Below are 23858 nucleotides of genomic sequence, written 5' to 3'. Positions count from 1 at the left end.
TGGGAGGGGGCTTGCCCCCGATGGCAGTGTGTCAGGCACCAGATGCACTGGCTGACAGACCGCTATCGGGGGCAAGCCCCCTCCCACATTTTCAGCCCGCCGCCAACTCGGCCGCTTCCGGCCGCTTGATCAGCGCATACACCAACCCGGTCAGCACACTACCGGCCACAATCGCCAGCAGGTACAGCAGCGCATGATTCATCGCGTTCGGAATCACCAGCACAAACAAGCCGCCGTGGGGCGCGGCCAGTTTGCAACCGAAGTACATCGACAGCGCCCCCGTCAGCGCGCCGCCCGCAATGCTGGCCGGGATCACCCGCAACGGGTCTTTGGCCGCAAACGGGATGGCCCCTTCCGAGATAAAACACAGGCCGAGAATCATCGCGGCCTTGCCAGCTTCGCGCTCAGTCTGGGCGAACTTGCGGCGGGCCAGGAAGGTCGCGATGCCCATGCCAATCGGCGGCACCATGCCGGCCGCCATGGTCGCGGCCATCGGCGCGCCGCTCGACGCCGCCAGCAGGCCGACGGAAAACGCATACGCCGCCTTGTTGATCGGCCCGCCCAGATCGACACACATCATGCCGCCCAACAGGATGCCCAACAGCACCGCGTTGGTGGTGCCCATGGTGCTGAGAAAATCCGTCAGCCCAGTCAGCAAGCGTGCCACCGGAGGCCCGACCAGATAGATCATCGCAAGGCCAGTGAACAAACTTGCCAGCAACGGGATGATCAGGATCGGCTTGAGCGCCTCCAGGCTTTGCGGCAAGCGCACCGCGCGTGAGATCAGCTTGACGCTGTAGCCGGCGAGGAAACCGGCGAAGATCCCGCCAATGAACCCGGCGCCCAGGGTGCCCGCGAGCAACCCGCCGATCATGCCCGGCGCCAGGCCGGGGCGATCGGCGATCGAGTAGGCGATGTAGCCCGCCAGCAACGGCACCATCAGCATGAACGCCTGGTCGCCGACGGTTTTGAGTGCCGCCGCCAGGGTGCCCTTCTCCTCAAAGGCATGAATGCCGAACACGAAGGACAAGGCGATCAACAGGCCGCCCGCCACCACCATCGGCAACATGAACGACACCCCGGTGAGCAGGTGTTTGTACACGCCGGTTTTTTCCGACTTGGCCACCGCACCGCTGGCGGCGCTTTCCACCGCGCCCTCGGCCAGCGCCTTGTTGAGCGTGGCTTCGGATTGCTTGAGCGCAATGCCGGTGCCACAGCGGTAAATCTTCTTGCCGGCGAAGCGCTCGGTGGCGACTTCGATGTCCGCCGCCAGCAGCACCACGTCGGCGTTGGCGATGGCCTCAGGCGTCAATGGCGTGCGCGCACCCACCGAGCCCTGGGTCTCGACCTGCAAGTCGTAGCCCAGGCGCTTGGCGGTCTGCTGCAAGGCCTCGGCGGCCATGAACGTATGGGCCACGCCGGTGGGGCAAGCGGTAATCGCGACAATGCGCGGGACATTCCCGACCGGCGCCTCGGTCGCCACATACACCTGCGCCTCCTCCGCGCCGCGACGCAACACCGCGTCGACATCCGCCAACGCCTGGGCCGGCGTGCTCTGGAACACGCGCTTGCCGACAAAACGCTGCATATCCACCGGCGTGCTGCTGACCAGCAACACCCACTCGGCGTCATCGAGGGTCGCCTGGGACAGCTGGCTGTCCGGGCGTTGCACGTCCACCACTTCGACACTGGTGCTCCAGCCCTGGCGCTGTGCGGCGGCGTCCAGCAAACGGGCGCACAGCACACTGGTAACCATGCCGTTCGGGCAGGCGGTAACAATGGCTAACTTCATCACAAACCCTCTTATTGTTCTGTCAGCGCGTGTACATCGACACCGCTTTCAAGGCGCGCCAACTGCGCGTCATCGCTGATGCCGAAACCGATTTGCGTCACCGCCATCGCGGCAATCGCCGTGGCGCGGCGCAGGGTCTGCTCGGGCGCTTCGTCGCGCAGCAGGCCGTGGAGCATGCCCGCCAGCAGCGAATCGCCGGCGCCTACGGTGCTGGCAACCGTCACCTTGGGCGGCGTGGCATGCAGGGCCGCGCCCGCGCTGTACCAGTTCACGCCGGCAGCACCGTCCGAGACCACCACATGCTCCACACCCTGCTGATGCAGCTGGCGGATGCCGTCGGCGGCGGCGTCCAGCGCTTCGGCGAGCTCTTCAGTATTGGGTTTGACCATCCACGGGCCTGCCTTCAAACCGGCGCGCAGCGCTTCGCCACTGGTGTCCAGGGCCACTTTCAAACCGAGGCCTTTCAATTGCTCGAGCATCTGCTGGAACCATTGCGCGGTGACGCCACGCGGCAAGCTGCCGGCCACCACCACCGCGTCAAAGCCTGGCGCGATCCGAGCCAGTTTTTCGAGCAGCGCGTTCTGCGCCTGCACCGACACCTCAGGCCCCGGTGCATTGATATCGGTGACGCGGCCATCGTGCTCGGCAATCTTGATGTTGCTGCGGGTGTCACCGGGCACGCGAACAAACGCGTCGGTAAAGCCCCGTTGTGCAATCAGCGCCTCGAAGGCCTGCGGGTTGCCCTCACCCAGGAAGCCGCTCACGGTCAGCTCATGGCCCAGATCGGCCAGCACCTGCGCCACGTTCACGCCCTTGCCGGCGGCATGGGTGAGCAGGGTTTCGCTGCGGTTGACTGCGCCGGGTGCCAGGTGCGCCAAGCGCACCGTCAGGTCCAACGCCGGGTTCAGCGTCAGGGTCAGAATCTTTGCCATCTACACGGCCTCCACAAGGGCACGCACTTCGGCGGGCGAACCCACCGCCAGTGCTTTTTGCGCCAGGCTCTGGGCCTCGCTTAAGCTGAATTCGCGCACGCGCGCCTTCACTTCGGGAATGCTGCGCGCCGACACACTCAACTCGTCCACCCCCAAGCCGACCAACACCGGCACCGCCAGCGGGTCGGCCGCCAACTCGCCGCACACGCCGACCCATTTGCCATGGGCATGGGCGGCGCGCACGGTGATGTCGATCAATTGCAGGACGGCCGGGTGCAGGCCATCGGCCTGGGCCGACAAGGTCGGGTGGCCACGGTCGATGGCCAGGGTGTATTGGGTCAGGTCGTTGGTGCCGACGCTGAAAAAGTCGACTTCCTTGGCGAGTACCGGTGCCAGCAGCGCGGCCGAAGGCACTTCGATCATGATCCCCAGTTGCAGGTCGGCCACCGGGATTTCCAGGCGCAGGCGCTCGGTCATATCCCGGGCGGCGCGCCATTCATCCACGCTGCCGACCATGGGAAACATGATGCGCAACGGCCGGTTGTCCGCCGAGCGTAACAACGCACGCAATTGCGCCTCCATGATCTGCGGGCGCTGCAAGGTCAGGCGAATACCGCGCACACCGAGGAAGGGGTTTTCTTCTTCGGCAATCGGCCAGTACGGCAGCGGTTTATCGCCGCCCACGTCGAGGGTCCGCACCACCAGCGGACGCCCGTCGAGGCCGTCGAGTACGCGACGGTATTCGGCTTCCTGGGTGGCCTCGTCCGGCGCTTGCGGGTGGGCCATGAAAATCAGTTCAGTGCGCAACAGCCCGATGCCCTCGGCGCCCTGCTCCACCGCAGCGGCAACCCCGGCGCTTTCGCCGATATTGGCAAAGACTTCCACCGCGTGGCCGTCGCGGGTCAGCGCCGGTTCATGGCGTTGCGCCGAGGCGGCTTGCAGGCGTTGTTCGCGGGTGTCGCGCTCGACTGTCGCGCGCTGCAGGGTGGCGGTGTCGGGGTCGACGTGCAGGCGGCCGCGCTGGCCGTCGAGCAATAAAGGTGTGCCGGCGCCAAGCAGCAACACCGCCGCCCCGGCGCCGACCAGCGCGGGAATGCCCAGGGCACGGGCGACGATGGCGCTGTGGGCCGTGGCACCACCACGGGCGGTGAGGATGCCGGCGACACGGGCCGGGTCCAGGCGCGCGACGTCCGAAGGGCCGACTTCGTCCATTACCAGGATGTAGGGCTCATTCGGTTCCTGAGCGGTGTCGACGCCGCACAGTTGCGCCAATACGCGACGACCGATATCGCGCAGGTCAGCGGCGCGTTCGGCGAGCAGGGCGTCCTGCAATGATTCCTGTTGCTTGGCGGCGGCTTCGATCACGCTCATCCACGCGGCTTCGGCGCTTTCGCCTTGCTTGAGGCGGGTGTCGACTTCGTCGGTGAGTTCCGGGTCGTCGAGCATTTCCTGGTGGGTGATGAAAATCTCGCGGATGGCCTTGGATTGGCTGCGTTCGATCAGGCCTTCTATATCGCGACGCACATCACTCAGCGCGGCGAGCAGACGCTGGCGTTCAACGGCGCAGGTCTCACCGCGCAACGGGTAGTCGAACACCTGTTGCACCTGGATATGCGCGGGGCCGATGGCGATACCGGGCGCGGCGGCAATTGCCTGGATCTGGCTGCCGGGCAGTGGCGCGCTGATGACCGGTTCGATGTCGACGGTGACGGGCTGGGCGCTGACCGTCGGCAACGGCTCGACTTCTTCGCCCAGGCCTTCGTCAATGGCAGCCAACAGCGCCGGCAGCGCATCGCCCGCGATCGTCGGCTCGGCGACAAATTCCAGCACCTGACCACGCCGCGCGCCGAGGCTCAGCAACTTGCTCAGGCTTTTGACTGATACGGCGCCGACCGGGCCGTCGACAATGCGCACGCGGATATCGCCGTCAAACTGCTTGGCCAGTTGCGCCAGGATCTTCGCCGGCCGCGCGTGCAGGCCGTGGGCGTTGGCCAGGGTGACGCGGGCGCTGGGCCAGTCGGGCGGCAGCTCGCCACCCAGCACTTCAAGCACGGCACGACTGCTGGTGGCGCGGCCCAATTCCTGGCCGCGTCCTTCGATCAGCAAGGCGCACAGGCGCTCGAGCAGCGCCTGATGCGCTTCGCCCAGGCTGGCCAGGCAGAACAGGCCATTAAGCGGCTGGCCCAGGTAGCGCATGGGTTTGTCCGGCGTGACGAACGCCAGGCCCGGACGCTTGACCGTCTGTTCGCTGTGCAGCCACCACAGGCCATCCCCCAGGGGCAGCGCATCGACTTGCTGCAACACGGCGGCAAAGCCGTTGCTCACGCAATCGGCCTGGCGCAACAGGCGCGCGCCGCGCCACACCAATTCCTCGAAATCATCGGCCGATACGCCCAGGCTGATCATCTGTGCATCCAGCGCCAGTTCCTGCGGCGCGCCTTGCAACAATTTCAGCAAGGCCTCCGCGGAGCCGGCACGGCGCAACGCCTGGCCGAGGTCGGTTTCACCCAGGGCGCGGGTCAGCAGTTGCAGCAGGCGCAGGTGTTCATCGGATTTGGCGGCGATGCCGATGGCCAGGTAGACGACCTGGCCATCGCCCCAGTCCACGCCTTCGGGAAACTGCAACAGGCGCACGCCGGTGGAAAACACCTGATTGCGGGTTTCCGGGGTGCCGTGGGGAATGGCAATGCCTTGGCCGAGAAAGGTCGAGCCTTGGGCTTCACGGGCTTGTAAACCACTGAGATAACCTTCGGCGACCAGGCCATCGGCCACCAGTTTTTCAGCGAGCAGGTGCAAGGCAGCAGATTTATCCACCGCCACCTGGCCCATGGATATCTGCTCTACAGTGAGCTCGAGCATGCCGTTCTCCTAGTTAGTGCGAGGTGCGCACTAGGTATTGTTTTGAATAAATCAGCTTAGCGGTGTTCGGAAACAACTGACTGAGCAGTCAATTGGCAGTAGCTACTCAGTGGCGAACATCGTAAAAATACGCTTGCTGAAACGTTTAATCTAGAATTTATGGCAGATTACGCGTTAATTGCGCAAGCTTGAAGGGCCACTCGGCGCCTGCTGTGGGACATTGGTCGCAGGCTGGAATCGGTTAGGATTGAACAAAATGTCGGGGCACGCTCTAAAAAACAAGGAAATCCCGGTTTGAAACTCAGTGATATTGCACGTCTGGCCGGTGTGTCCGTGACCACCGCCAGCTATGTCATCAATGGTAAGGCCGAACAACAGCGCATCAGTCACGCGACTGTCGAGCGAGTGCGGGCCGTGGTCCAGGCCCATGGTTTTACGCCTAACCCACAAGCCGCCGGATTGCGCAGCCGGCACACACGCACCTTGGGCTTTATCCTGCCGGATCTGGAAAACCCCAGTTACGCACGCATTGCCAAGTTGCTTGAACAGGGTGCGCGGGCGCGCGGCTATCAATTGCTGATCGCCAGCTCCGATGACGAGGCCGACAGCGAGCGCCAACTGCTGCAACTGTTCCGCGCACGGCGTTGCGATGCGTTGTTCGTCGCCAGCTGCTTGCCAGCCAGCGATGATAGCTATCGCGAGCTGCAGGCCAAAGGCTTGCCGGTGATCGCCATCGACCGGGTCATGGAGCCCAGCGAGTTCTGCTCGGTGGTCAGCGATGACCGTCAAGCCTGCCAGCAACTCACCAGCAGCCTGCTGCAGCCGTTGCCCAAGCAAATCGCGCTGATCGGCGCGCGCCCGGAGCTGAGCATCAGCCAGGAACGCGCCGCGGGTTTCCGTGAAGCCCTGCACGGCTTTACCGGAGAGGTGATCATCGAACAGGGCGAAGCCTTCAGCCGAGACTGCGGGCGACAGCTGATGGAGCAATTACTGCAACGCCTGGGGCACTTGCCTGACGCCCTGGTGACCACGTCCTACGTACTGCTGCAAGGCGTGTTCGATGCGCTGCACGACGTCCCACTCAAGTCACGGCCACTGCGCCTGGGCACCTTCGGCGACACTCAGTTGCTGGACTTCCTGCCGCTGCCGGTCAACGCCATGGCCCAGCAGCATCAACTGATCGCCGACACCGCCCTGCGCCTGGCGCTCGCCGCCATTGAAGAAGAACACTACCAGCCCGGCGTGCACGGGATCAGCCGCACCTTCAAGCAGCGCATTCACGAGGCCTGAGCGTGGAGCTGATCGACACCCACACCCACCTGGACTTTGCGGACTTCGATGGCGATCGCCACGAAGTCCTCGCCCGCAGCCGCGATCAGGGTGTGAGGCGCATGGTGCTGCTCGGTGTTTATCAGAAAAATTGGCAAAGGTTGTGGGATCTGGTGCTGGAGGATGAAGGCTTATTCGCCGCCTTCGGCCTGCACCCGGTGTATCTCGATGAGCATCGCCCCGCCGACCTTTTGGAGTTGGGCGACTGGCTGACGCGACTGCAGGGCCATCGGCAGCTCTGTGCCGTGGGTGAAATCGGCCTGGATTACTTTCTGGAGCACCTGGACCGCGAGCGCCAGCAAGCGCTGTTTGAGGCCCAGCTGCAATTGGCGGTGGACGTTCAACTGCCGGCCTTGCTGCATGTACGCCGCAGTCACGCGGCAGTGATCGCCACGCTCAAGCGCATCCGCCTACCGCGTGGCGGCATCATTCATGCGTTCGCCGGCAGCCAGGAAGAAGCCCGCGAGTACATCAAGCTCGGCTTCAAGCTCGGCTTGGGCGGCGCCGCCACCTGGCCGCAGGCCCTGCGCATGCACCGGGTGCTGGCCCAATTGCCCCTGGAAGCCGTGGTGCTGGAGACCGACGCCCCGGATATGGCCCCGGCCATGTACCCGGGCCAGCGCAACAGCCCCGAGCACTTGCCGGCTATCTGCCACGCCCTGGCCGAACGAATGGGTATCAGCGCTTTACGGCTGGCTGAGGCGAGCACACGCAACGCGCGCGAAGTGTTCAATTGGTAGCGGGCTGACGGCTTGCAGGTTCAAGGTCATCATTTGTCGATGACGGGCGTAGCGCAGCACCAGGCAATGGATCAACAGCGTCGTCAGGGAAATATTGAACTGCCCGATCACCGTGAGCAGCCCCAGCCATTCAGCAAACAGTGCCGCCAGCAAGGTCGCGCACGTCAGCATGATCATGCTCGGCCGCACCAGCGCCCAATGGTCCAGGGCGCGGAATTGACTCAGCTGTTTCTGGCAACACCGCTGCAGGCACGCATGGCAATACGTACAGACAAAGGGTTCGTCGATAGCAATGGCGTTCAGTCACGCCAGACAGCATCAAATCCGAACGAAAATTCCTACACGCGAAACGCGCCAATCAATTGCTTCAATTGCGTCACCTGCAGCGACAACTGGCGGCTGGCCGCTTCGGTCTGGTCGGCGCCCTGCGCCGCGTGTTCGCCCGCACGATGAATGGCGACGATATTCTGGTCGATATCATGGGCGACGGCCGTTTGCTGCTCCACGGCGGCGGCGATTTGCTGGTTCTGATCGACGATCATTCCTACCGCGCCAAGAATATTTTCCAGAGCCTGCTGGACTTTTTCCGACTGCCCCACCGTGCCACTGGCCGTGTCATGGCTGGCGCCCATGGCCTTGACCGCTGCGCCGACGCCGCTGTGCAGGCGTCCGATCATCTGCTCGATTTCTTCGGTGGACTGCTGGGTACGCTGGGCCAGCGTACGCACCTCGTCGGCCACCACCGCAAAACCACGCCCCTGCTCACCCGCGCGCGCGGCCTCGATAGCCGCGTTGAGCGCCAGCAAGTTGGTTTGCGCGGCGATGCTTTTGATGACTTCCAGGACGCTGCTGATGGCCTGGCTGTCGGCCGCCAACTGGTTGATCACCCGCACCGACTCATCGATCTCCGTGGCCAGGCGCGCGATGCTGCCTTGCTGGGATTGCACCAGCCCACGGCCGCTGACGGTTTCATCGTTGACACTGCGGGCGCTGCCGACGGCGGCTGCGGCGCTGCGCGCGACCTCCTGCGCGGTAGATGACATCTGGTTCATCGCCGTCGCCACCTGCTCGATCTGACTGCGCTGGCCGGCCACTGCCTGGTTGCTCTGCGCCGACACCGTTTGTACCTGCCCGGCTTGCAACTCGACCTGGGCGACCGTGTGCCCGACGCGCTCGATCAAGTCGTGGATCTTGGCCACGGTGCCATTGAATACCTGGCCCAGGTCCCCCAGCTCATCGCGACTGTCGGCAACGAAGGTGACTGTCATATCGCCCGCCGCCACCTTGTCCATCATCGCCCCGAGGCTGCGCAAGGTCATGCGCGTGGACGCATAGAAGCCCGCATATAAATAGAAAATCAGCGCAAACACCGCCGCCAGCGCCGTGACCAGCAGCAGCATGTGCAGGCGCTTTTGTTCCAGGCGTTGCTCCAGTTGCTGCTTGAGGAATGCCAGGGTGGCGTCATCCAGTTGATAGGTCTTGGCCATCAGTTGGCTGACGCCGTCGTAAAAGCCCTGCCACGGTGTGTCGAGGGTTTCAGCCACCACCACTTGTTCTTCGAACAACTCCGCACCCTGCTTGAGGCTGGCCCGGCTGGCCTGCGCCGCAGTATCGAGTGCTGCCTGCGCGGCATGACTGGCGCCAAGCGCATCCTGCAGCTTCAAGGCATATTCGCCCTGGAGTTTTTCCAGCTGCTGCAGCAGTTCGTCGAAGCGTGTGCTGGAGGATGAATTGATAAAACCCTGGCCGAGGGAATACGCGCCCATCGCCCGGCCCTCCCCCAGCAGCTGAGTGACTTGTGGAGTGACGGCGGTGATCAGGTCGCTGAGCTGGCGCAGATCGCTCTGGGGATCACGGCTCAAGCCGGATTGACTGGCGATGATCTGGCTGAGTATCTGGGCCTGGTTGAGCAATTTGCCGATCAACGCACTTTTGTTGAGCAGTGAGGTTTCCTGTTGCTGAGCCTTGAACGCGGCAATCAGTTCGTCACGCTTGGTGTCGAAGGCCGCAACCTGTTCAGGCTGGGTAGCCATCGCGCTGAGCCCCTGCACACGGCTGAGCACGCTCTGCTCCACGGCAACGATCCTGGCTTCCAGGTCGCCGGCCTTGCCGGACTGGCCGAGGGTCGTATTGATCTGCACCTGGTTATTGAGCGCCTCCAGCTCGCGACGCACTATCAGGCTGCTGCCGAGTAGATCGAGGCTCTGCAGTTCGATGCGGGTGCCCTGGAATTCAGCCCAGGCGTCACGCACCAGAAAGTAATTGGTCGCCAGCATCGGCAGCAGGAACAGCACGCTGATCAGACTGAATTTCATGCCGAAACTCAGGCGATTCATCAATGCGACGGCGGGATAGAGCAAGCGCTTCACGGGTGATCCCCCTTTCTTTTATTTTTATTGAGGCGCAGGGCGGCGGCAGATAGCCACTATTTGGCGCTCTGTCTGTATAGCTCAATTTGAAAGGGAGTTTTGTAACGTAAGGTTAACGGCAGGGGGTTAACCCCTGCCGAGTGGCTCAGGGCAACACGGTCCAGATGGCAAAGCCGGCATACCACAGCACCGCCGCACGCAGCAGCAGTTCCCACAGGCGATCAAGGCTGTTGATGCCTTCGGCGCCCACCGCCGGCGGCGGTATTTCCGCAGCGGCCAGGCCGACTTTTTCCACCAACTGTGCTGCGCTGATATCCCAGTTCAGCAGTTCGTGGAGCATCACCCGACTGACCCCGACGAAATTGCCCACCAGGGCAAAGCTCGCCGCCAGCAGGCGCACCGGCAGCCAGTCGAAGGCATGACGCAATTGCGTGGCGCGCTCGGCCACCAGCGGGTTCTGGCTGTGCTCACTGGCCAGCGCCAGCAGGCGGTAGGCCAGAGCGGCCACCGGGCCCAGCAGGAAATACCAGAAAATCACTGCGAAAAAGCTCTGATAGGCCTGCCACAGCAAATAGCCCTGAACCCGCTCGAGCAACTGCGCGCCGTTGTCGGCACCCAGCGTCAGGTCACGCTCGGCCACATGCTCGGCGGCTTGCAGATCGCCCCGCCGCCAGGCATCACGAAACGGCCCCAACGCGGCCAGCAGATCGCTACGGCCCAGGCTGTAGATCACCACCAACACGTGCACCGGCAACGCCAACAAGCCATAGGCCACGGGTTCCAGCACCAGCAGCAACAAGCCCAGCAAGGCCACGGGCAGCACCACCAACACCAGCAGGATCAGCCAGGGCCGCGTCCCCATGCGCGGGCTCGATTCAAGCTTGGCCAGCTCACGCAGCCAGCCGCCGTCGCGCTGCAACCGCTGGCGCAAGGCCGAGAACTTCTCGATCCACACCGCCAGCACCAGCACCAGAAAACTCATTGTTTATATCCTCCATCCTGCAGCGCGCTGCGAAAGCGCATCCAATCAAAAGCCGGGCCCGGGTCGGTTTTGCGGCCGGGGGCGATGTCGCTGTGACCGCAGATACGCTGGGCAGTGATCCCAGGGTAGGCTGCGAGCAACTGGCGCGTCAGGTCAATCAGCGCCGCGTATTGGGCATCGGTGAATGGCAGCTCGTCGGTGCCTTCCAGCTCGATCCCCAGGGAGAAGTCATTACACACTTCACGCCCATCAAAGCTGGACACGCCTGCATGCCAGGCCCGGTCGCGGCACGCGACAAATTGCGTGACCGTGCCGTCGCGCTCAATCAGAAAATGCGCAGACACCCGTAGGCTGGCAATGCCTTCAAAGTAGGGGTGTTCCGAGACATCCAGGCGGTTCTGGAAAAATTCCTGCACTTTGCCCGTGGCGAACTGCGCCGGGGGCAGGCTGATGTTATGTATCACCAACAGCGATATCTCGCCTGCCGGGCGCTCGTTGAAGTTGGGCGAGGGGCAATGGCGAATGCCCTCGAACCAACCGCTGACGGGGTCCAACTGCATACAGGCTCCTTGAATGAGACGAAGTGTTACCAGTATGCCGCGTTCCGCCCTGCCGTTGCGATCACTTGCCGCGATTGAGTTGACGCAGGTTGCCAACCACCGCAGCCAGCGCGCGCTCGAACAGCAAACCCTCGTCCAGGCTGCGCAGGCCGCCCTGCTTGAACGCCATGACCAATTGGCCGGCGGTTTGCTCCAGCACTTTAAGCCCCGTGCGACTGACGAAAATGTAACGATGAGTTGGCGCCATGATCGCGGTGAGCTTGCACCGCAGCGCGGTGTCCGGGCCCTGCTGGAACTCCACCCAACCGCCGATCCGTAACTGGTGAACCTTGAGCAGGTCCGGGTCATCTTCGGGCAGATCTTCCAAGGCGTCCGACAACTGGCTGCCGAGAACCAAGGGCTCGCGGACTTCAATCAGCCTGTCGTCGCCCTCGCCTTCGCAGGCCTGAACGTGAAAGGCCTGCAAGCGCAAAAAGAATTCACGCGTACTGAAAGGATCGAACGCCGCACCGGCCAACCCGTCGCGTAATGCCTTGAGCAACCCTGGCAATTGCTCGAGCAAATGCCGGCCGGCCTCGGTGTCTTCGCGCAGGCCGACGCTCCAGATCAAGTCGTCCATGGTGCGCAGTTCGGTCTGCCATTGCACCGATTGTTCGCCATGCTTGAGAGTGGCCAGCAACAGTACCTGGCTCCAGGTTTGCTGCAGGAATTGCACCACGAACGGCGGCAAGGCCTTGCCCAACAATCGCCGGTTGAGCGCCTGTGCCACACGCTGGCGGGCCACCTCGGTACGCAGGCGCCCTTGCTCGACGTCACGGGTGTGCTGTTCGAGCAACTCGCTGCGCTGGCGCTCTTCTTCAATGAATGTGCTCAGTTGCGTCAACAACTGCGAAAAAATCGCCGGGTCTTCAACGAACTCAGTCAACAGGCGCTGGATGACCTGTTCGATACGCAGGTACAGGCTGTCGTTCTGATCGCCATTCTGCGGGCTGTAACCCAGGGCGGCACTGGCGATCTCGTTGAGCAAGCGGCGTGCCGGATGCCCGGCGCAGCTGAACAGGCTCTTGTCCAGCACGGCGACTTTCAATATCGGGATCTGCAGGCGCGCGATCAGGGCCTTGAAAGCGTGGGGCAGACTGCGGTCATTGAGGATGAACTCAAACAGCAGGGCGACGAGGTTGATCACATCCTCGTCTGCCGTCTCCACCACCCGCGACTTGCCGCTCTTGACGCTGACCCGGGTCAGCAACTGTTCGAGCTGGTTGCGCAGGTCGAAGTCGTCCTCCGCCGCAGGCTCCGGTACATATTGTTGCAAATGCGAAAGCAGGCGCAGCAGGTCTCGGGTGGCGATGGGTTGCGGTTGTGCAGTGGCTTCAAGCGTCGGCGCTACGCTACCGCGCACCGCGACCAGCAGGGCTTGCAACGCGGCAAAGGCTTGCTGGCCGTTTTCGTCGCACGGCGGTTCGGCAGCCGGCGCACGGGCCTGGTATTGAAGCTCACGCGCCGCACGCCCACCTGCACGACGGGACGGCACGCTCTTGAGTTCAGGCAGCACCCCGGTAGCGACCAGCAATTGATTGGCGTCGCCATAGAGCTGGTCGGCATCGCTGAGTACATATTTCTCGAACAGCTTGAGCATGATCAGCTTGACCCGGATCTCCACCCCCAGGCTGCGGCCCGCCTGCAGAAAAAACTGGCAAAGCCGTGCCGGGCCCAGTGGGTTCTCCTGATCGCTCATGCACCTGCCCAACACCTCACTCAACCGCGCGCTCAATTGCCCGAGCGCCAAGCCGTCACGGTGTTGCACGCGACCGAGCATCGCCTCCAGCGCCACGGCTTTTTCCCGTGCATCCGCCCGCGTACCGCTGGTCACCTCGTAGGACACCACCGGCACCGGATGCAACCCGACGCTATCGGCCTGGCCCAGGTTGGCGAAGGCCGCAAACAGCTGTTCCATGAACACGCGTTCGAAGTTCTTGCGCTTGAGGCGCAGGTCGCGCATGGCCTCGAAGAAAATATGCTGGTCGACGGTGCTACGGGCCTTGTCGGCCATTTCGAACAATGTGTCGTCGGCGTTATCGAACAGTTCCTGCAACCCCTGCTGCAGGTGTTGCGCGGCTTTATCACGCACCTGCAACACCACCACCGGCAGGCGTGCGAGCGGCGATGGCGTGGCTTGAGCCTGCTTGATCGGCACCACCTTCCCGTCATTGTGCATCCTGGCCTCCTGAAACGGCGGGTGTTGAGATGGGCAAGGAACGCAGGCAAGCCCTCTGGGGCGCTGCCAATACCTGGTCACCATCAGGACGTCAAAGCTATGACGCCAATTGCAAGGCGCGAGATTATCTGGCAAATGAGGGCGGTTGCGCCAGCAAACTCTGCCCCTATGCGCTAAATGACTGACCAGCCTGGGTTCCAATCCACACAACCCCTATAATCGCGACACTTTGTTTGTGGAGCCTGTTATGCCGAATCTGCGTCTTGCTGACCTCACCGCCGAAATCGAAGCCAACGTGCGCCGCGCACTGCTGGAAGACATCGGCAGTGGCGATATCACCGCACAGCTGATCCCGGCCGAACGGCTGGCCAAGGCCACGATCATTACCCGTGATGCAGCCGTTATCGCCGGTACCGCCTGGGTGGATACGGTATTCCGCCAACTGGACCCGCGCGTCGCGGTGCATTGGCAGGTCGCCGATGGTGAGCGTGTCAGTCCCGACCAGCCGCTGTTTCACCTTGAAGGCCCGGCGCGTTCGCTGCTCACCGGTGAACGCAGTGCGCTGAATTTCCTGCAGATGCTGTCCGGCGTCGCCACCCGTGCCCAATACCTGGCGGATTTCGTCGCCAGCACCCAGGTCAAGCTGCTGGACACCCGCAAGACCCTGCCGGGCCTGCGCCTGGCACAGAAATACGCCGTCACCTGCGGCGGCTGCCACAATCATCGCATCGGGTTGTATGACGCTTTCCTGATCAAGGAAAACCATATCGCTGCCTGCGGAGGCATTGCCCAGGCAATTGGCGCCGCCCACAAGATTGCGCCGGGCAAACCGGTGGAAATCGAAGTGGAGAGTCTTGAGGAGTTGCGCGAAGCCTTGGCGGCGGGCGCCGACGTCATCATGCTGGATGAGCTGAGCCTGGACGACATGCGCGAAGCCGTGCGGCTGAACGCGGGCAAGGCCAAGCTGGAAGCCAGCGGCGGGATCAATGAAAGCACCCTGCGGCCCATCGCCGAGACCGGCGTGGACTACATCTCCATTGGCGCGATGACCAAGGATGTGAAGGCGGTGGATTTGTCGATGCGGTTGAGTATCTAAAGCGCCCTGACTTTAGGAGCGAGCTTGCTCGCGAAAAACTCAAAGGCACCGCGTGCATTCAGAGTTCACGCGGTATCGTTAACGTTTTTCGCGAGCAAGCTCGCTCCTACAGGCTGCCTTCAAACTACGAGATTGTTCATCTCGCAGTACTCTTCCCATTCGACGCCCAGCACTTCGGCGGCCTCCTTGTGCAAGACAAGGCGTGTGGCTTCGAACTCTTCCGGTGTAGAGGTGTATTTGAGGGTCAGTTCCCAAGGCTGGAGGCCCTGGCTTTCTGCCTCGTCCTCGAATGCCCACTGGACCTGATCACGCTGGTCATCCGCGCTCAGGTCCTTGATCTCTTCTTTAAGCTGCGGCGTTGCCTCGAGGTATTTGTCGAGGGCTGCTTGGTGCCGAACTTCCTGGGTCATCTCAGTCGTGGTCATGTCGTTCTCTTAGATCGAGGAATGGGGATGCATCTGGGTCATCAAGGTTGCGCAGATACAAAAGAGTGGGCGCGAATACCCGCTCGTCTGGCCTTCAGAACCATTCTGGGATCATCTGAAAACATTGCCTTTGAAACAGGCCTTTGAAACAGGCCCTTGAAACAGTGCTGCCTTGGTGCCCGAGACAGGAATCGAACCTGCGACCTTCGCGTTACGAGTGCGCTGCTCTACCGGCTGAGCTACACGGGCGGTGGGCTAAAGCTAGCACCGCATTGAACATGCGGCAACCGGCTCGCTCACCGCCCGGTCGCCGTCATGCTCCGTTGGCGCCACAGCCCTTGGCGACGTATTGCGCATCGGCCGTGGTTACACAGGTCCAGCCGGTGTTGGCGCTGCGCGTCAAGGTGATGGTCTTGCCCAGCACGGGCGCAGGCGCATCAAGGATTTCACAGCTGATGGAGCCGCTACCCGTCGCAACATCGCCTGTCACGTCGATCCTGCAATTGGCGGTGGGACTGTTGCCGCCGATCAGATCAAGCTTGGGCACCGTGCCTTGGTTGATGACATCCTCGTAGCCGGCCTTCAACGCGCTGATTTCCGCCAACCCCGCCGTGAACTTGGCCTTGGCCTGGTGCTTGGTGTACATGGGCAAGCCAATCGTGGCCAAAATGCCGATGATCGCCACGACGATCAACAATTCGATCAAGGTAAAGCCTTTCTGACGCATCACTTTCACTCTCCAGAATAGAACCATGACAAGGCGCGTCCTGCGCCCCGTATTGTGCAGCGGCGCCAGTGTACTCATCCCTGCGTGGCCCATCGCGTACCAGACGCACAATCTGACATTTTATCGGCCAACGCCAGCCTGGCCTGCATCCGCCCTCTGACTAAGCTGTAAATTCTCAACCTGCATGTGCGAAGGCGACATGAACGACACCTCAACGATCTACACTTGGCAAGGCATCAACCGCAAAGGCCGCCGGGTGTGCGGGCAAACCACGGGGCATGACCTGGCGCTGATCAAGGCGCAACTGCGCCAGCAAGGCATCTGCCCCGAGCATGTGCGCAGAAAATCGTCGGGCCTGCCAAGCCTGGCTCCGCCGATTCAGTCCGCCGACATCGCCCTGTTCACCCGCCAGCTGGCGACGCTGTTTAAGGCTGGCATCCCCTTGTTGCAAGCTTTCGACATCATCCGCGAGGGCGTCGAGAACCGAGCGCTGCGCGAGTTGGTCGAGGGTTTGAAACAACACGTCGCCGCCGGTAACAGCCTGGCCAGCACGCTGCGCCAATACCCCCGTTATTTCGATGAGCTGTACTGCCATTTGATTGCCGCCGGTGAACAGGCAGGTGCCCTGGAAACGCTGCTGGAGCGAGTGGCCATTCATCTGGAAAAAAGCCAACGGCTCAAGACCAGAATCAAGAAAGCCATGACCTACCCTCTCGCCGTATTGGTGGTGGCCAGCCTGGTCAGCGCAGTGTTGCTGATGCAGGTGGTGCCGCAATTCCAGAACCTGTTCGCCGGGGTCGACAGCCCATTGCCCGGTTTTACCCTGGGGGTCATCGCCCTCTCCGACTTTCTGCGACAGGCCTGGTGGATGCTGGCGCTGAGCCTGGGCGTGGCAATAGGCGCCTGGCGCCACGCCTACCGTGTTTCGCCGGGTTTTCGCCACGGGCTGGAGGCGGGTTTGTTGAAAATCCCCCTGGCAGGCAAACTGTTGAACAAAGCGGCCGTCGCCCGCTACGCCCGCACGCTTTCAACCACCTTTGCGGCAGGTGTTCCCCTGGTGCAGGCACTGGGCTCAGTGGCCGGCGCCGTCGGTAACGGCCCTTTCAAACAGGCAATCGAACATATGCGCCACGATGTATCAACGGGTATGCAGTTGAATCAATCCATGGCCGCCAGCGGGCTGTTTCCAGGCATGGCGATCCAGATGACAGCAATCGGCGAAGAGTCCGGCACGCTGGACCGCATGCTGGACAAGGTCGCGAGCCATTACGAGGCCGACGTAGAAACCCTCGTCGATAACCTTACCAGCCTGATGGAACCACTGATTATGGTCGTGCTGGGGAGCATTGTCGGTGCATTGGTGATTGCGATGTACCTGCCGGTGTTTCAATTAGGGTCGGCATTTTGAGTGCGTTGCTGGGCGAGCAGCCCTGGGTGTTTGTGGGCGTGGCGCTGCTGCTGGGCCTGATCGTTGGCAGTTTCCTCAATGTGCTGGTCTGGCGCCTGCCCAAAATGCTCGAGCGGGAATGGCGCGCCCAAGCCCATGAAATTCTCGGCCTGCCCGTCGTACCGGCGGGGCCGGTCTATAACCTCATGCACCCCGGCTCGTGCTGCCCGCGCTGCGACCAGCGGATTCGCCCCTGGGAAAACATCCCCGTGCTCAGCTACCTGATGCTCAAGGGGCGTTGCAGCCATTGCCATGCAACCATCAGCGCGCGTTACCCCCTCACCGAACTGGCATGCGCGCTGATCAGCGCGAATGTCGCTTGGCATTTCGGTTTCAGCTGGCAGGCGGGCGCGGTGCTGCTGCTGAGTTGGGGGCTGCTGGGCATGAGCCTGATCGATGTGGATCACCAGTTGCTGCCGGATGCATTGGTGCTGCCACTGCTATGGCTGGGGCTTATGGTCAACAGCGCGGGCCTGCTGGCGACATTGCCCGATGCGTTATGGGGCGCGGTGTTTGGCTACATGAGCCTGTGGAGCGTGTTCTGGCTGTTCAAGCTGGTCACCGGCAAGGATGGCATGGGCCATGGTGACTTCAAGCTACTCGCATTGTTGGGAGCCTGGGGTGGCTGGCAAATCCTGCCGATGACGCTGTTGATGGCGTCACTGCTCGGCGTGTTCGTCGGCGTGCTGCTGATGCGCTGGCGCAAGACCGGAGCGTCGGTGCCGATGCCATTTGGCCCCTGCCTGGCAATTGCCGGCTGGATTGCATTGCTCTGGGGTGGTCAAATAACCGACTTCTATTTGCAGTCTGTCGGTTTCAGATGACCACTCCTGTTGCAACACCCTGGATTCTCGGCCTTACGGGCGGGATCGGCAGCGGTAAAAGCGCTGCGGCCCAGCACTTCACCAAGTTGGGTGTCGACCTGATCGACGCCGATCATGCAGCCCGCTGGGTGGTAGAGCCCGGCCGGCCGGCACTGGCGCGCATTGCCGAACATTTCGGCAGCGGCGTGCTGCAACCGGACGGCCAGCTGGACCGCGCCGCGTTGCGAAAATTGATTTTTGACGTACCCGCCGAACGTCTCTGGCTGGAAGGCTTGTTGCATCCGCTGATCGCCGAAGAGATTCGCGACCATCTGGCGCGCGCCCGATCACCCTACGCGATTCTGGTCTCACCGCTGCTGATCGAATCCGGTCAATACAGCATGACCCAACGGATCCTGGTGATCGACGTGCCGCAATCCCTGCAGATTCAGCGTACCCTGCAGCGCGACGGCATCAGCGAGCAACAGGTGCAGGCCATTCTCAAGGCCCAGTCGAGCCGCGAAGACCGCCTGAACCATGCCGATGACGTACTGGTCAATGACCAGGACCTTGCCTGGCTGCACGGCGAGGTCGAGCGACTGCACCACTTTTATCTCACTTTGCGTGGAGGCCGATCATGAGCCAACCCTTGACCGTCGATTGCCCAACCTGCGGCGCCCCCGTGGAATGGAAACCCGACAACCTCAACCGGCCGTTCTGCTCGGACCGTTGCAAACTCATCGACCTGGGCGCCTGGGCTGCTGAAGAACATAAGATCCCGGTGGCCCCGGACGCCGAAGACGAGTTGTTTTCCGAAGACCTGCCGCCGCGCCATTAAGGCCGCATAAAGGCGTATTCCTGCTGGTCGTCGAGGTTTTCCGCAAGGTATTGCAACTCGTCGGCCAGGTCTTCAAAGCTGCGCACGCCCTTGCTCTGCTCCACCACCGCGCTGAGCATGGCGCGCAGGGTCAGGCCCGGATCAAACCCGATTTCCTGTGCGGCATCCTGGCTCCTGCGCAACTCCTGCCGTGCCCATTCGTACACACTCATGATTCGTGCTCCTGAAATTTCGACGAGCATGGGCCCGTGCGGCCATCCGGTGTTTGATCTGGATCAACCCCGCGAATCGTCATCCTTCCACGGAGCCGAGAGATAGCGGGTGCGGTTGAACGTCTCCAGCCAGTCCGGGCAGAACACCACCAAGGCACTGATCACCATGCCGTTGATAAACGCTTCGGGAAAGATGATCAGCCACAGGTAGCCTACGAAGTCTTCCAGCCATTCCGGCATCGCAAATCGTCCATCGAACCATAGCAGCCCCAGGCCGGCCAACAGGCAGAGCAACGCCGACAAGGCGGCAGCCAAAAAACCGGAACAGAAAATGTACACGAAAGGGTTTCGCGGTTGCGCCCGCTCTACCAGCGCCGCACAGGTTTCGGTCACCAGCACCGGTAGCCCAATCAACAGCAGGCCGTTCACACCGATTGCGGCGAGGTCCTGACGACCTAGCCATATCAATCCCAACTGCGCGGCACACCCACCAACGATCGCCAACGGCCAGTCCAGCAGCAAGGTCACGGCGGTCATGCCGATAAAATGGTAAGACACCCCCGTATCGAAATCCCGCCGCACCAGCCATAACATGAACAGCGCGAACACCGTGCCGAACAGCAAATGCTGGCGCCGTCGGTCAGCAAACAACTCGACCCAAGGCGCACGCCAGATCGCCCAGAGCACCAGCGGGGCATACAACAGCCCGCCGATGCCAAGGGTCTGCGGCGTCAGTACCGCCGCGCCGATCACCGTTTCACCTGCCTAGCCGCCTCATAGCCCGTCATGGGCCTGGCCGCATTGATCCTGTACATGAACGCCTCGAATGCGGAGTCGCTGCCGGATGGTCAGATTACATCGCCAGGTTATAGGGTAGCCAGCTGTAAGGCTGAGCAACGCTGGGCCCGCAACGAGTCTTCCTGCGGTCATCATTTGAACGCTAAGCTACGCCTATGGATGACTCAGATTATTTGCGCCTGCTCACCGTAGCAGCCGAACAAGCCAACGCGTTCCTGTCCAATGCCCGCAAATGGGAGCGTGAGCGTTGGGTCTGTCAGCGCCTGCTGCAAGGCTTGAACGTGCCCTATCGCGCCGAGGAGTTCCACGCCGCCGGCCAGGAACCGCCGGACGTGCTGTTTCGCGACGCCAGTTTCGAGGTGTTCTTTGTATTGGACGAAGGCCGCCGGCTGAACGACGAATGGCGCGACGAATTGCTGCGCCGACGCAGCGCCTTTTCCTCGAGCCAACTGGTGCGCCGCGAAGCCAAGCCAAGGCGCATCCCTGCCCACGAGTTCCTGCTGCGCCTGGCCCCGACCCTGCGCAAAAAAGCGCATAACTACAAAGAACGCGGAATGGACCTGGGGGAACTGGACCTCATCGCCTTCACCAGCCTCAAGCGCGAAGTGCTGGACCTCAACAGCCACTTCCCACCACCCACCGAATATCTGCGCCAGGGCTGGCGCTCGCTGTCGCTGGTGGGGCCAACCTTTGCGCGGGTACTGTTCGCACATCCGGACGCGCCGGATTTCTTGCGCAACAACCTGGGCCGCAGCATAGTGTTCGATGTGGGCATCAGCCTTTGATGCCCCGGCTGTAACGTGGCGCCCTTTTGCAACGTCTACCTGACGAGGCCTTTATGACCAGCCGCCTGAACCCCGATGACCAACAGCATGTCGAAGAGTACCTGCAACTCTCCCAGCACAGAGTCGAGCGCAAGCCTTTCAGGCCGTGGCTGCTCCTTGGTGTGGTGCTGGTGGTGGTGATCGGGCTCGGTTTGCTGAGCCGCCTTTTGAGTTACCTGACGCTATGAGCTGCCTGGCGCTCGCGGGGGTAACTGCTCCGATTTCTTTTAGCCTTGCGAGATATCCCCATGACCCATCGTATTATTGTCGTCGGCGGCGGTGCCGGCGGCCTGGAGCTAGCGACCCGCCTGGGTAAGACTCTGGGCAAACGCGGCAAAGCCAGCATCACGCTGGTGGACGCCAACCTGACGCATATCTGGAAACCGCTGCTGCATGAAGTCGCGGCCGGCTCGCTGAACTCTTCGGAAGACGAACTCAATTACGTCGCCCAGGCGAAATGGAACCACTTCGAGTTCCAGCTGGGGCGTATGAGCGGGCTTGACCGTGAACAGAAGAAAATCCAACTGGCCGCCACCCTCGACGAAGAGGGCCGGGAGCTGGTACCTGCGCGCGTACTGAGCTACGACAGCCTGGTGATTGCCGTGGGCAGCACCACTAACGATTTCGGCACCGAGGGCGCGGCGCAGCATTGCCTGTTCCTCGACACCCGCAAGCAGGCCGAGCGCTTCCATCAGCGGTTGCTCAACCATTACCTGCGCGCCCACGCCGGGCAAACCGACACCGTTGAACAGATCAGCGTCGCCATCGTCGGCGCCGGCGCCACCGGCGTCGAACTGGCCGCCGAACTGCATAACGCAGCCCATGAGCTGGCAGCGTACGGCCTGGACCGTATCAAGCCGGAAAACATGCACATCACCCTGATCGAAGCCGGCCCTCGGGTATTGCCCGCGCTGCCGGAGCGGATTGGCGGGCCTGTGCATAAAACCCTGGAAAAACTTGGGGTGACCGTGCTGACCAACTCGGCCGTCAGCGAAGTGACCGCCGACGCGCTGATCACCAGCAGCGGCCAAGTGATCCCGGCCAGCCTCAAAGTGTGGGCCGCCGGGATTCGCGCACCGGGCTTTCTCAAGGACCTCGATGGCCTGGAGACCAACCGCATCAACCAACTGCAGGTGCTGCCGACGTTGCAGACCACCCGCGACGAAAACATCTTTGCCTTTGGCGATTGCGCCGCCTGCCCACAGCCGGGCACCGACCGTAATGTGCCGCCGCGCGCGCAGGCCGCTCACCAGCAGGCCTCTTTGCTCGCCAAGTCGCTGAAGCTGCGGATTGAAGGCAAGGCGCTGCCGGCCTACAAGTACACCGACTACGGCTCGCTGATCTCGCTGTCGCGCTTTTCCGCGGTGGGCAACTTGATGGGCAACCTGACCGGCAGTGTGATGCTGGAGGGTTGGTTGGCGCGGATGTTCTACGTGTCGCTGTACCGTATGCACCAGATGGCGCTGTATGGCTTTTTCCGCACGGCGATGCTGATGCTGGGCAGCAAGATCGGTCGGGGGACTGAGCCGCGACTCAAACTGCACTAACAACATAAAACCATGTGGGAGGGGGCTTGCCCCCGATTGCGGTGGGTCAGTTAAGTAATGACTGACTGACACACTGCTATCGGGGGCAAGCCCTCTCCCACATTTAATCTCCACTGTTTTACCGAGTTTTGCGCAGACAAAAAAAATCCCCGTATCTTTCGATACGAGGATTTTTAATATGGTCGGGGTAGGGGGATTCGAACTCCCGACATCCTGCTCCCAAAGCAGGCGCGCTACCGGACTGCGCTATACCCCGGTAATAAAAAGGCGACCTTTCAGTCGCCTTCTTCGATCAGTGCTTTTGGCCTCTGATCTTAAGATCTGATTCCAGCGTTAACTGGTCTCAAAAATGGTGGGTCGTGTGGGATTCGAACCTACGACCAATTGGTTAAAAGACAATTGGTTTTAGTGCTTCAAAGCCCAGGATCGTGTTCGCTACACATAGCTGTTTCCGTGGCCTCGCAGCCTCTAATGAACCCACATTAGAGGCTCCAAACCATGAAAATCTCTGCGGTCGTTTCGACCAAAGGCGGCGTAGGCAAAACCACCATTGAGGCCAACCTGGGCGCTTTTTGTGCGGATGCAGGTCTGCGCGTGCTCCTCATCGACCTAGATCCTGCACAGCCCTCACTCTCCTCGTATTACCAATTGGTCGATGAAGCTCAGGGCGGCATCTACGATCTGCTGGCATTCAATATCACCGAATCAGCCAAGATCATATCCAGCACCGCGATACCAAACCTGTCGCTTGTCATTTCCAACGACATCAACAACCAACTGAACAGCCTGCTCCTGCAAGCACCTGATGGACGGTTGCGACTCGCCAACCTGATGCCGGCGTTCAAAGATCATTTCGACCTGGTACTGATTGACACCCAAGGCGCCAGATCGGCCATGCTCGAAATGGTGGTCCTAGCCTCTGATTTGGTCATATCCCCACTTCCGCCCAATATGCTCGCTGCACGGGAGTTCAGCCGGGGAACCATGCAGATGTTGGACGGCCTGCGCGCCTATGGGCGCCTGGGCATGAAAATCCCTCCCGTGCGGATCGTCGTCAACAATCTCGACCAGACCACCGACGCGCAGATGATCGAGCAGTCGGTACGGGAAATTTTCCAGGACAATGACGAAATCAACGTTCTGGATAGCGTAGTCCCCAGCGCAGTGGTGTTTCGTAGCGGTTCTTCCCTGGGCGTCCCAGTACACCGCCTGGAATACCGACAGCCTTCCAACCGCATATCCCCGGCAGCCCTAGTCGTCATCCGCCGTTTGGCCATTGAGCTTTTTCCAGAATGGCGTGACCTCTTCGAGGCCATGACCGAGGAAAAGGTAGCCAACTTGGTGCGGGAGGGTCGTTGAA

General features: G+C 61.8%; 23 protein-coding genes and 2 tRNA genes. 11 read left to right on the top strand and 14 right to left on the bottom strand.

All coding sequences use genetic code 11. The annotated features are described in order from the left end of the window. Nucleotides 1-91: 91 nt before the first annotated feature. The 3 genes from C4J86_RS04580 to ptsP are packed head-to-tail and all read right to left on the bottom strand — an operon-like array spanning nt 92 to nt 5583. The gene (locus tag C4J86_RS04580; RefSeq protein WP_124369628.1) at nt 92-1792 is read right to left on the bottom strand and encodes a PTS fructose-like transporter subunit IIB; all 1701 of its coding nucleotides are present in this window, start codon (nt 1790-1792) and stop codon (nt 92-94) included. An 11-nt stretch (nt 1793-1803) separates the two neighbouring features. Then, nucleotides 1804-2724 carry a 1-phosphofructokinase gene (gene pfkB / locus C4J86_RS04575; RefSeq protein ID WP_124369627.1) on the bottom strand — a complete coding sequence of 307 codons (921 nt, stop codon included), beginning with the start codon at nt 2722-2724 and terminating at the stop codon, nt 1804-1806. Further along, a complete protein-coding gene (gene ptsP, locus C4J86_RS04570) occupies nt 2725-5583 on the bottom strand; it encodes a phosphoenolpyruvate--protein phosphotransferase (protein ID WP_124369626.1) in 2859 nt (952 codons plus the stop codon). 294 nt (nt 5584-5877) lie between these two features. Here ptsP and cra point away from each other — a divergent pair, with 294 nt between their 5' ends. Together cra and C4J86_RS04560 are read left to right on the top strand one after the other, a co-directional pair. After that, nucleotides 5878-6873 (top strand): catabolite repressor/activator, encoded by a 996-nt coding sequence (cra, locus tag C4J86_RS04565; RefSeq protein WP_124361254.1) that lies wholly within the window; start codon nt 5878-5880, stop codon nt 6871-6873. Between the two features lie 2 nt (nt 6874-6875). Continuing rightward, the gene (locus C4J86_RS04560) at nt 6876-7652 is read left to right on the top strand and encodes a TatD family hydrolase (protein ID WP_124369625.1); all 777 of its coding nucleotides are present in this window, start codon (nt 6876-6878) and stop codon (nt 7650-7652) included. On the opposite strand, the gene C4J86_RS04555 is transcribed toward C4J86_RS04560, so the two are convergent. From C4J86_RS04555 to C4J86_RS04535, 5 genes are all read right to left on the bottom strand, one after another. Continuing rightward, nucleotides 7599-7955, bottom strand: a complete 357-nt coding sequence (locus C4J86_RS04555; RefSeq protein WP_124369624.1) for a hypothetical protein — start codon at nt 7953-7955, stop codon at nt 7599-7601. The genes C4J86_RS04560 and C4J86_RS04555 overlap by 54 nt on opposite strands. Before the next feature lie 35 nt (nt 7956-7990). Next, nucleotides 7991-10021 (bottom strand): methyl-accepting chemotaxis protein, encoded by a 2031-nt coding sequence (locus C4J86_RS04550; protein ID WP_124369623.1) that lies wholly within the window; start codon nt 10019-10021, stop codon nt 7991-7993. Nucleotides 10022-10166: 145 nt separating this feature from the next. Next, complete coding sequence (gene ampE, locus C4J86_RS04545; RefSeq protein ID WP_124369622.1) at nt 10167-11003, bottom strand: regulatory signaling modulator protein AmpE; 837 nt, start codon at nt 11001-11003, stop codon at nt 10167-10169. After that, nucleotides 11000-11563 (bottom strand): 1,6-anhydro-N-acetylmuramyl-L-alanine amidase AmpD, encoded by a 564-nt coding sequence (gene ampD / locus C4J86_RS04540; RefSeq protein ID WP_124369621.1) that lies wholly within the window; start codon nt 11561-11563, stop codon nt 11000-11002. Before ampD ends, ampE begins: the two co-directional genes overlap by 4 nt. A gap of 61 nt (nt 11564-11624) precedes the next feature. Continuing rightward, a complete protein-coding gene (locus C4J86_RS04535; RefSeq protein WP_124369620.1) occupies nt 11625-13781 on the bottom strand; it encodes a DUF1631 domain-containing protein in 2157 nt (718 codons plus the stop codon). 247 nt (nt 13782-14028) lie between these two features. Between C4J86_RS04535 and nadC the strand changes: the two genes are divergently transcribed. Then, nucleotides 14029-14877, top strand: a complete 849-nt coding sequence (gene nadC / locus C4J86_RS04530; protein ID WP_124369619.1) for a carboxylating nicotinate-nucleotide diphosphorylase — start codon at nt 14029-14031, stop codon at nt 14875-14877. A 119-nt stretch (nt 14878-14996) separates the two neighbouring features. Here the strand turns inward: nadC and C4J86_RS04525 are convergent, their stop codons facing one another. The 3 genes from C4J86_RS04525 to C4J86_RS04515 all read right to left on the bottom strand — a co-directional run bounded on the left by C4J86_RS04525 (nt 14997) and on the right by C4J86_RS04515 (nt 16029). Continuing rightward, complete coding sequence (locus C4J86_RS04525; protein ID WP_124361246.1) at nt 14997-15302, bottom strand: DUF6388 family protein; 306 nt, start codon at nt 15300-15302, stop codon at nt 14997-14999. A gap of 173 nt (nt 15303-15475) precedes the next feature. Continuing rightward, nucleotides 15476-15551, bottom strand: a tRNA-Thr gene (locus C4J86_RS04520). A gap of 64 nt (nt 15552-15615) precedes the next feature. Next, the gene (locus C4J86_RS04515; RefSeq protein ID WP_124372392.1) at nt 15616-16029 is read right to left on the bottom strand and encodes a pilin; all 414 of its coding nucleotides are present in this window, start codon (nt 16027-16029) and stop codon (nt 15616-15618) included. A gap of 199 nt (nt 16030-16228) precedes the next feature. On the opposite strand from C4J86_RS04515, the gene C4J86_RS04510 reads away from it, so the two are divergent. Genes C4J86_RS04510 through yacG form a run of 4 tightly spaced genes read left to right on the top strand, consistent with a single transcriptional unit; the run spans nt 16229 to nt 19117 of the window. Beyond that, entirely contained in the window at nt 16229-17437 is a 1209-nt protein-coding gene (locus C4J86_RS04510) for a type II secretion system F family protein (RefSeq protein WP_124369618.1), read from the top strand. Then, nucleotides 17434-18300, top strand: coding sequence for an A24 family peptidase (locus C4J86_RS04505; protein ID WP_124369617.1), 867 nt, complete (start codon nt 17434-17436; stop codon nt 18298-18300). Before C4J86_RS04510 ends, C4J86_RS04505 begins: the two co-directional genes overlap by 4 nt. Continuing rightward, a complete protein-coding gene (coaE, locus tag C4J86_RS04500) occupies nt 18297-18920 on the top strand; it encodes a dephospho-CoA kinase (RefSeq protein WP_124365786.1) in 624 nt (207 codons plus the stop codon). Before C4J86_RS04505 ends, coaE begins: the two co-directional genes overlap by 4 nt. After that, nucleotides 18917-19117, top strand: coding sequence for a DNA gyrase inhibitor YacG (gene yacG / locus C4J86_RS04495; protein ID WP_065887991.1), 201 nt, complete (start codon nt 18917-18919; stop codon nt 19115-19117). Before coaE ends, yacG begins: the two co-directional genes overlap by 4 nt. Here the strand turns inward: yacG and C4J86_RS04490 are convergent. Both C4J86_RS04490 and C4J86_RS04485 read right to left on the bottom strand, forming a co-directional pair. After that, complete coding sequence (locus C4J86_RS04490) at nt 19114-19329, bottom strand: hypothetical protein (RefSeq protein ID WP_124361242.1); 216 nt, start codon at nt 19327-19329, stop codon at nt 19114-19116. The genes yacG and C4J86_RS04490 overlap by 4 nt on opposite strands. Before the next feature lie 63 nt (nt 19330-19392). Further along, nucleotides 19393-20082, bottom strand: a complete 690-nt coding sequence (locus C4J86_RS04485; RefSeq protein WP_124369616.1) for an energy-coupling factor ABC transporter permease — start codon at nt 20080-20082, stop codon at nt 19393-19395. 200 nt (nt 20083-20282) lie between these two features. Between C4J86_RS04485 and C4J86_RS04480 the strand changes: the two genes are divergently transcribed. Genes C4J86_RS04480 through C4J86_RS04470 form a run of 3 tightly spaced genes read left to right on the top strand, consistent with a single transcriptional unit; the run spans nt 20283 to nt 22498 of the window. Then, nucleotides 20283-20912: a DUF1780 domain-containing protein gene (locus C4J86_RS04480; protein ID WP_124369615.1), complete on the top strand. Its 630-nt coding sequence runs from the start codon at nt 20283-20285 to the stop codon at nt 20910-20912. A gap of 53 nt (nt 20913-20965) precedes the next feature. After that, complete coding sequence (locus C4J86_RS04475) at nt 20966-21139, top strand: DUF3094 family protein (RefSeq protein WP_044286631.1); 174 nt, start codon at nt 20966-20968, stop codon at nt 21137-21139. Nucleotides 21140-21199: 60 nt separating this feature from the next. Then, a complete protein-coding gene (locus C4J86_RS04470) occupies nt 21200-22498 on the top strand; it encodes an NAD(P)/FAD-dependent oxidoreductase (protein WP_124369614.1) in 1299 nt (432 codons plus the stop codon). 179 nt (nt 22499-22677) lie between these two features. Here the strand turns inward: C4J86_RS04470 and C4J86_RS04465 are convergent. After that, nucleotides 22678-22754 (bottom strand) — tRNA-Pro (locus C4J86_RS04465). Between the two features lie 242 nt (nt 22755-22996). Between C4J86_RS04465 and C4J86_RS04460 the strand changes: the two genes are divergently transcribed. After that, nucleotides 22997-23857 (top strand): ParA family protein, encoded by an 861-nt coding sequence (locus tag C4J86_RS04460; protein WP_124369613.1) that lies wholly within the window; start codon nt 22997-22999, stop codon nt 23855-23857. Nucleotide 23858 lies beyond the last annotated feature (1 nt).

This window comes from Pseudomonas sp. R2-7-07 (assembly GCF_003852355.1).
Classification (GTDB): domain Bacteria; phylum Pseudomonadota; class Gammaproteobacteria; order Pseudomonadales; family Pseudomonadaceae; genus Aquipseudomonas.
The sequence above is the reverse complement of the archived record's forward strand: the minus strand, read 5'-3'. Positions and strand labels throughout refer to the sequence as shown.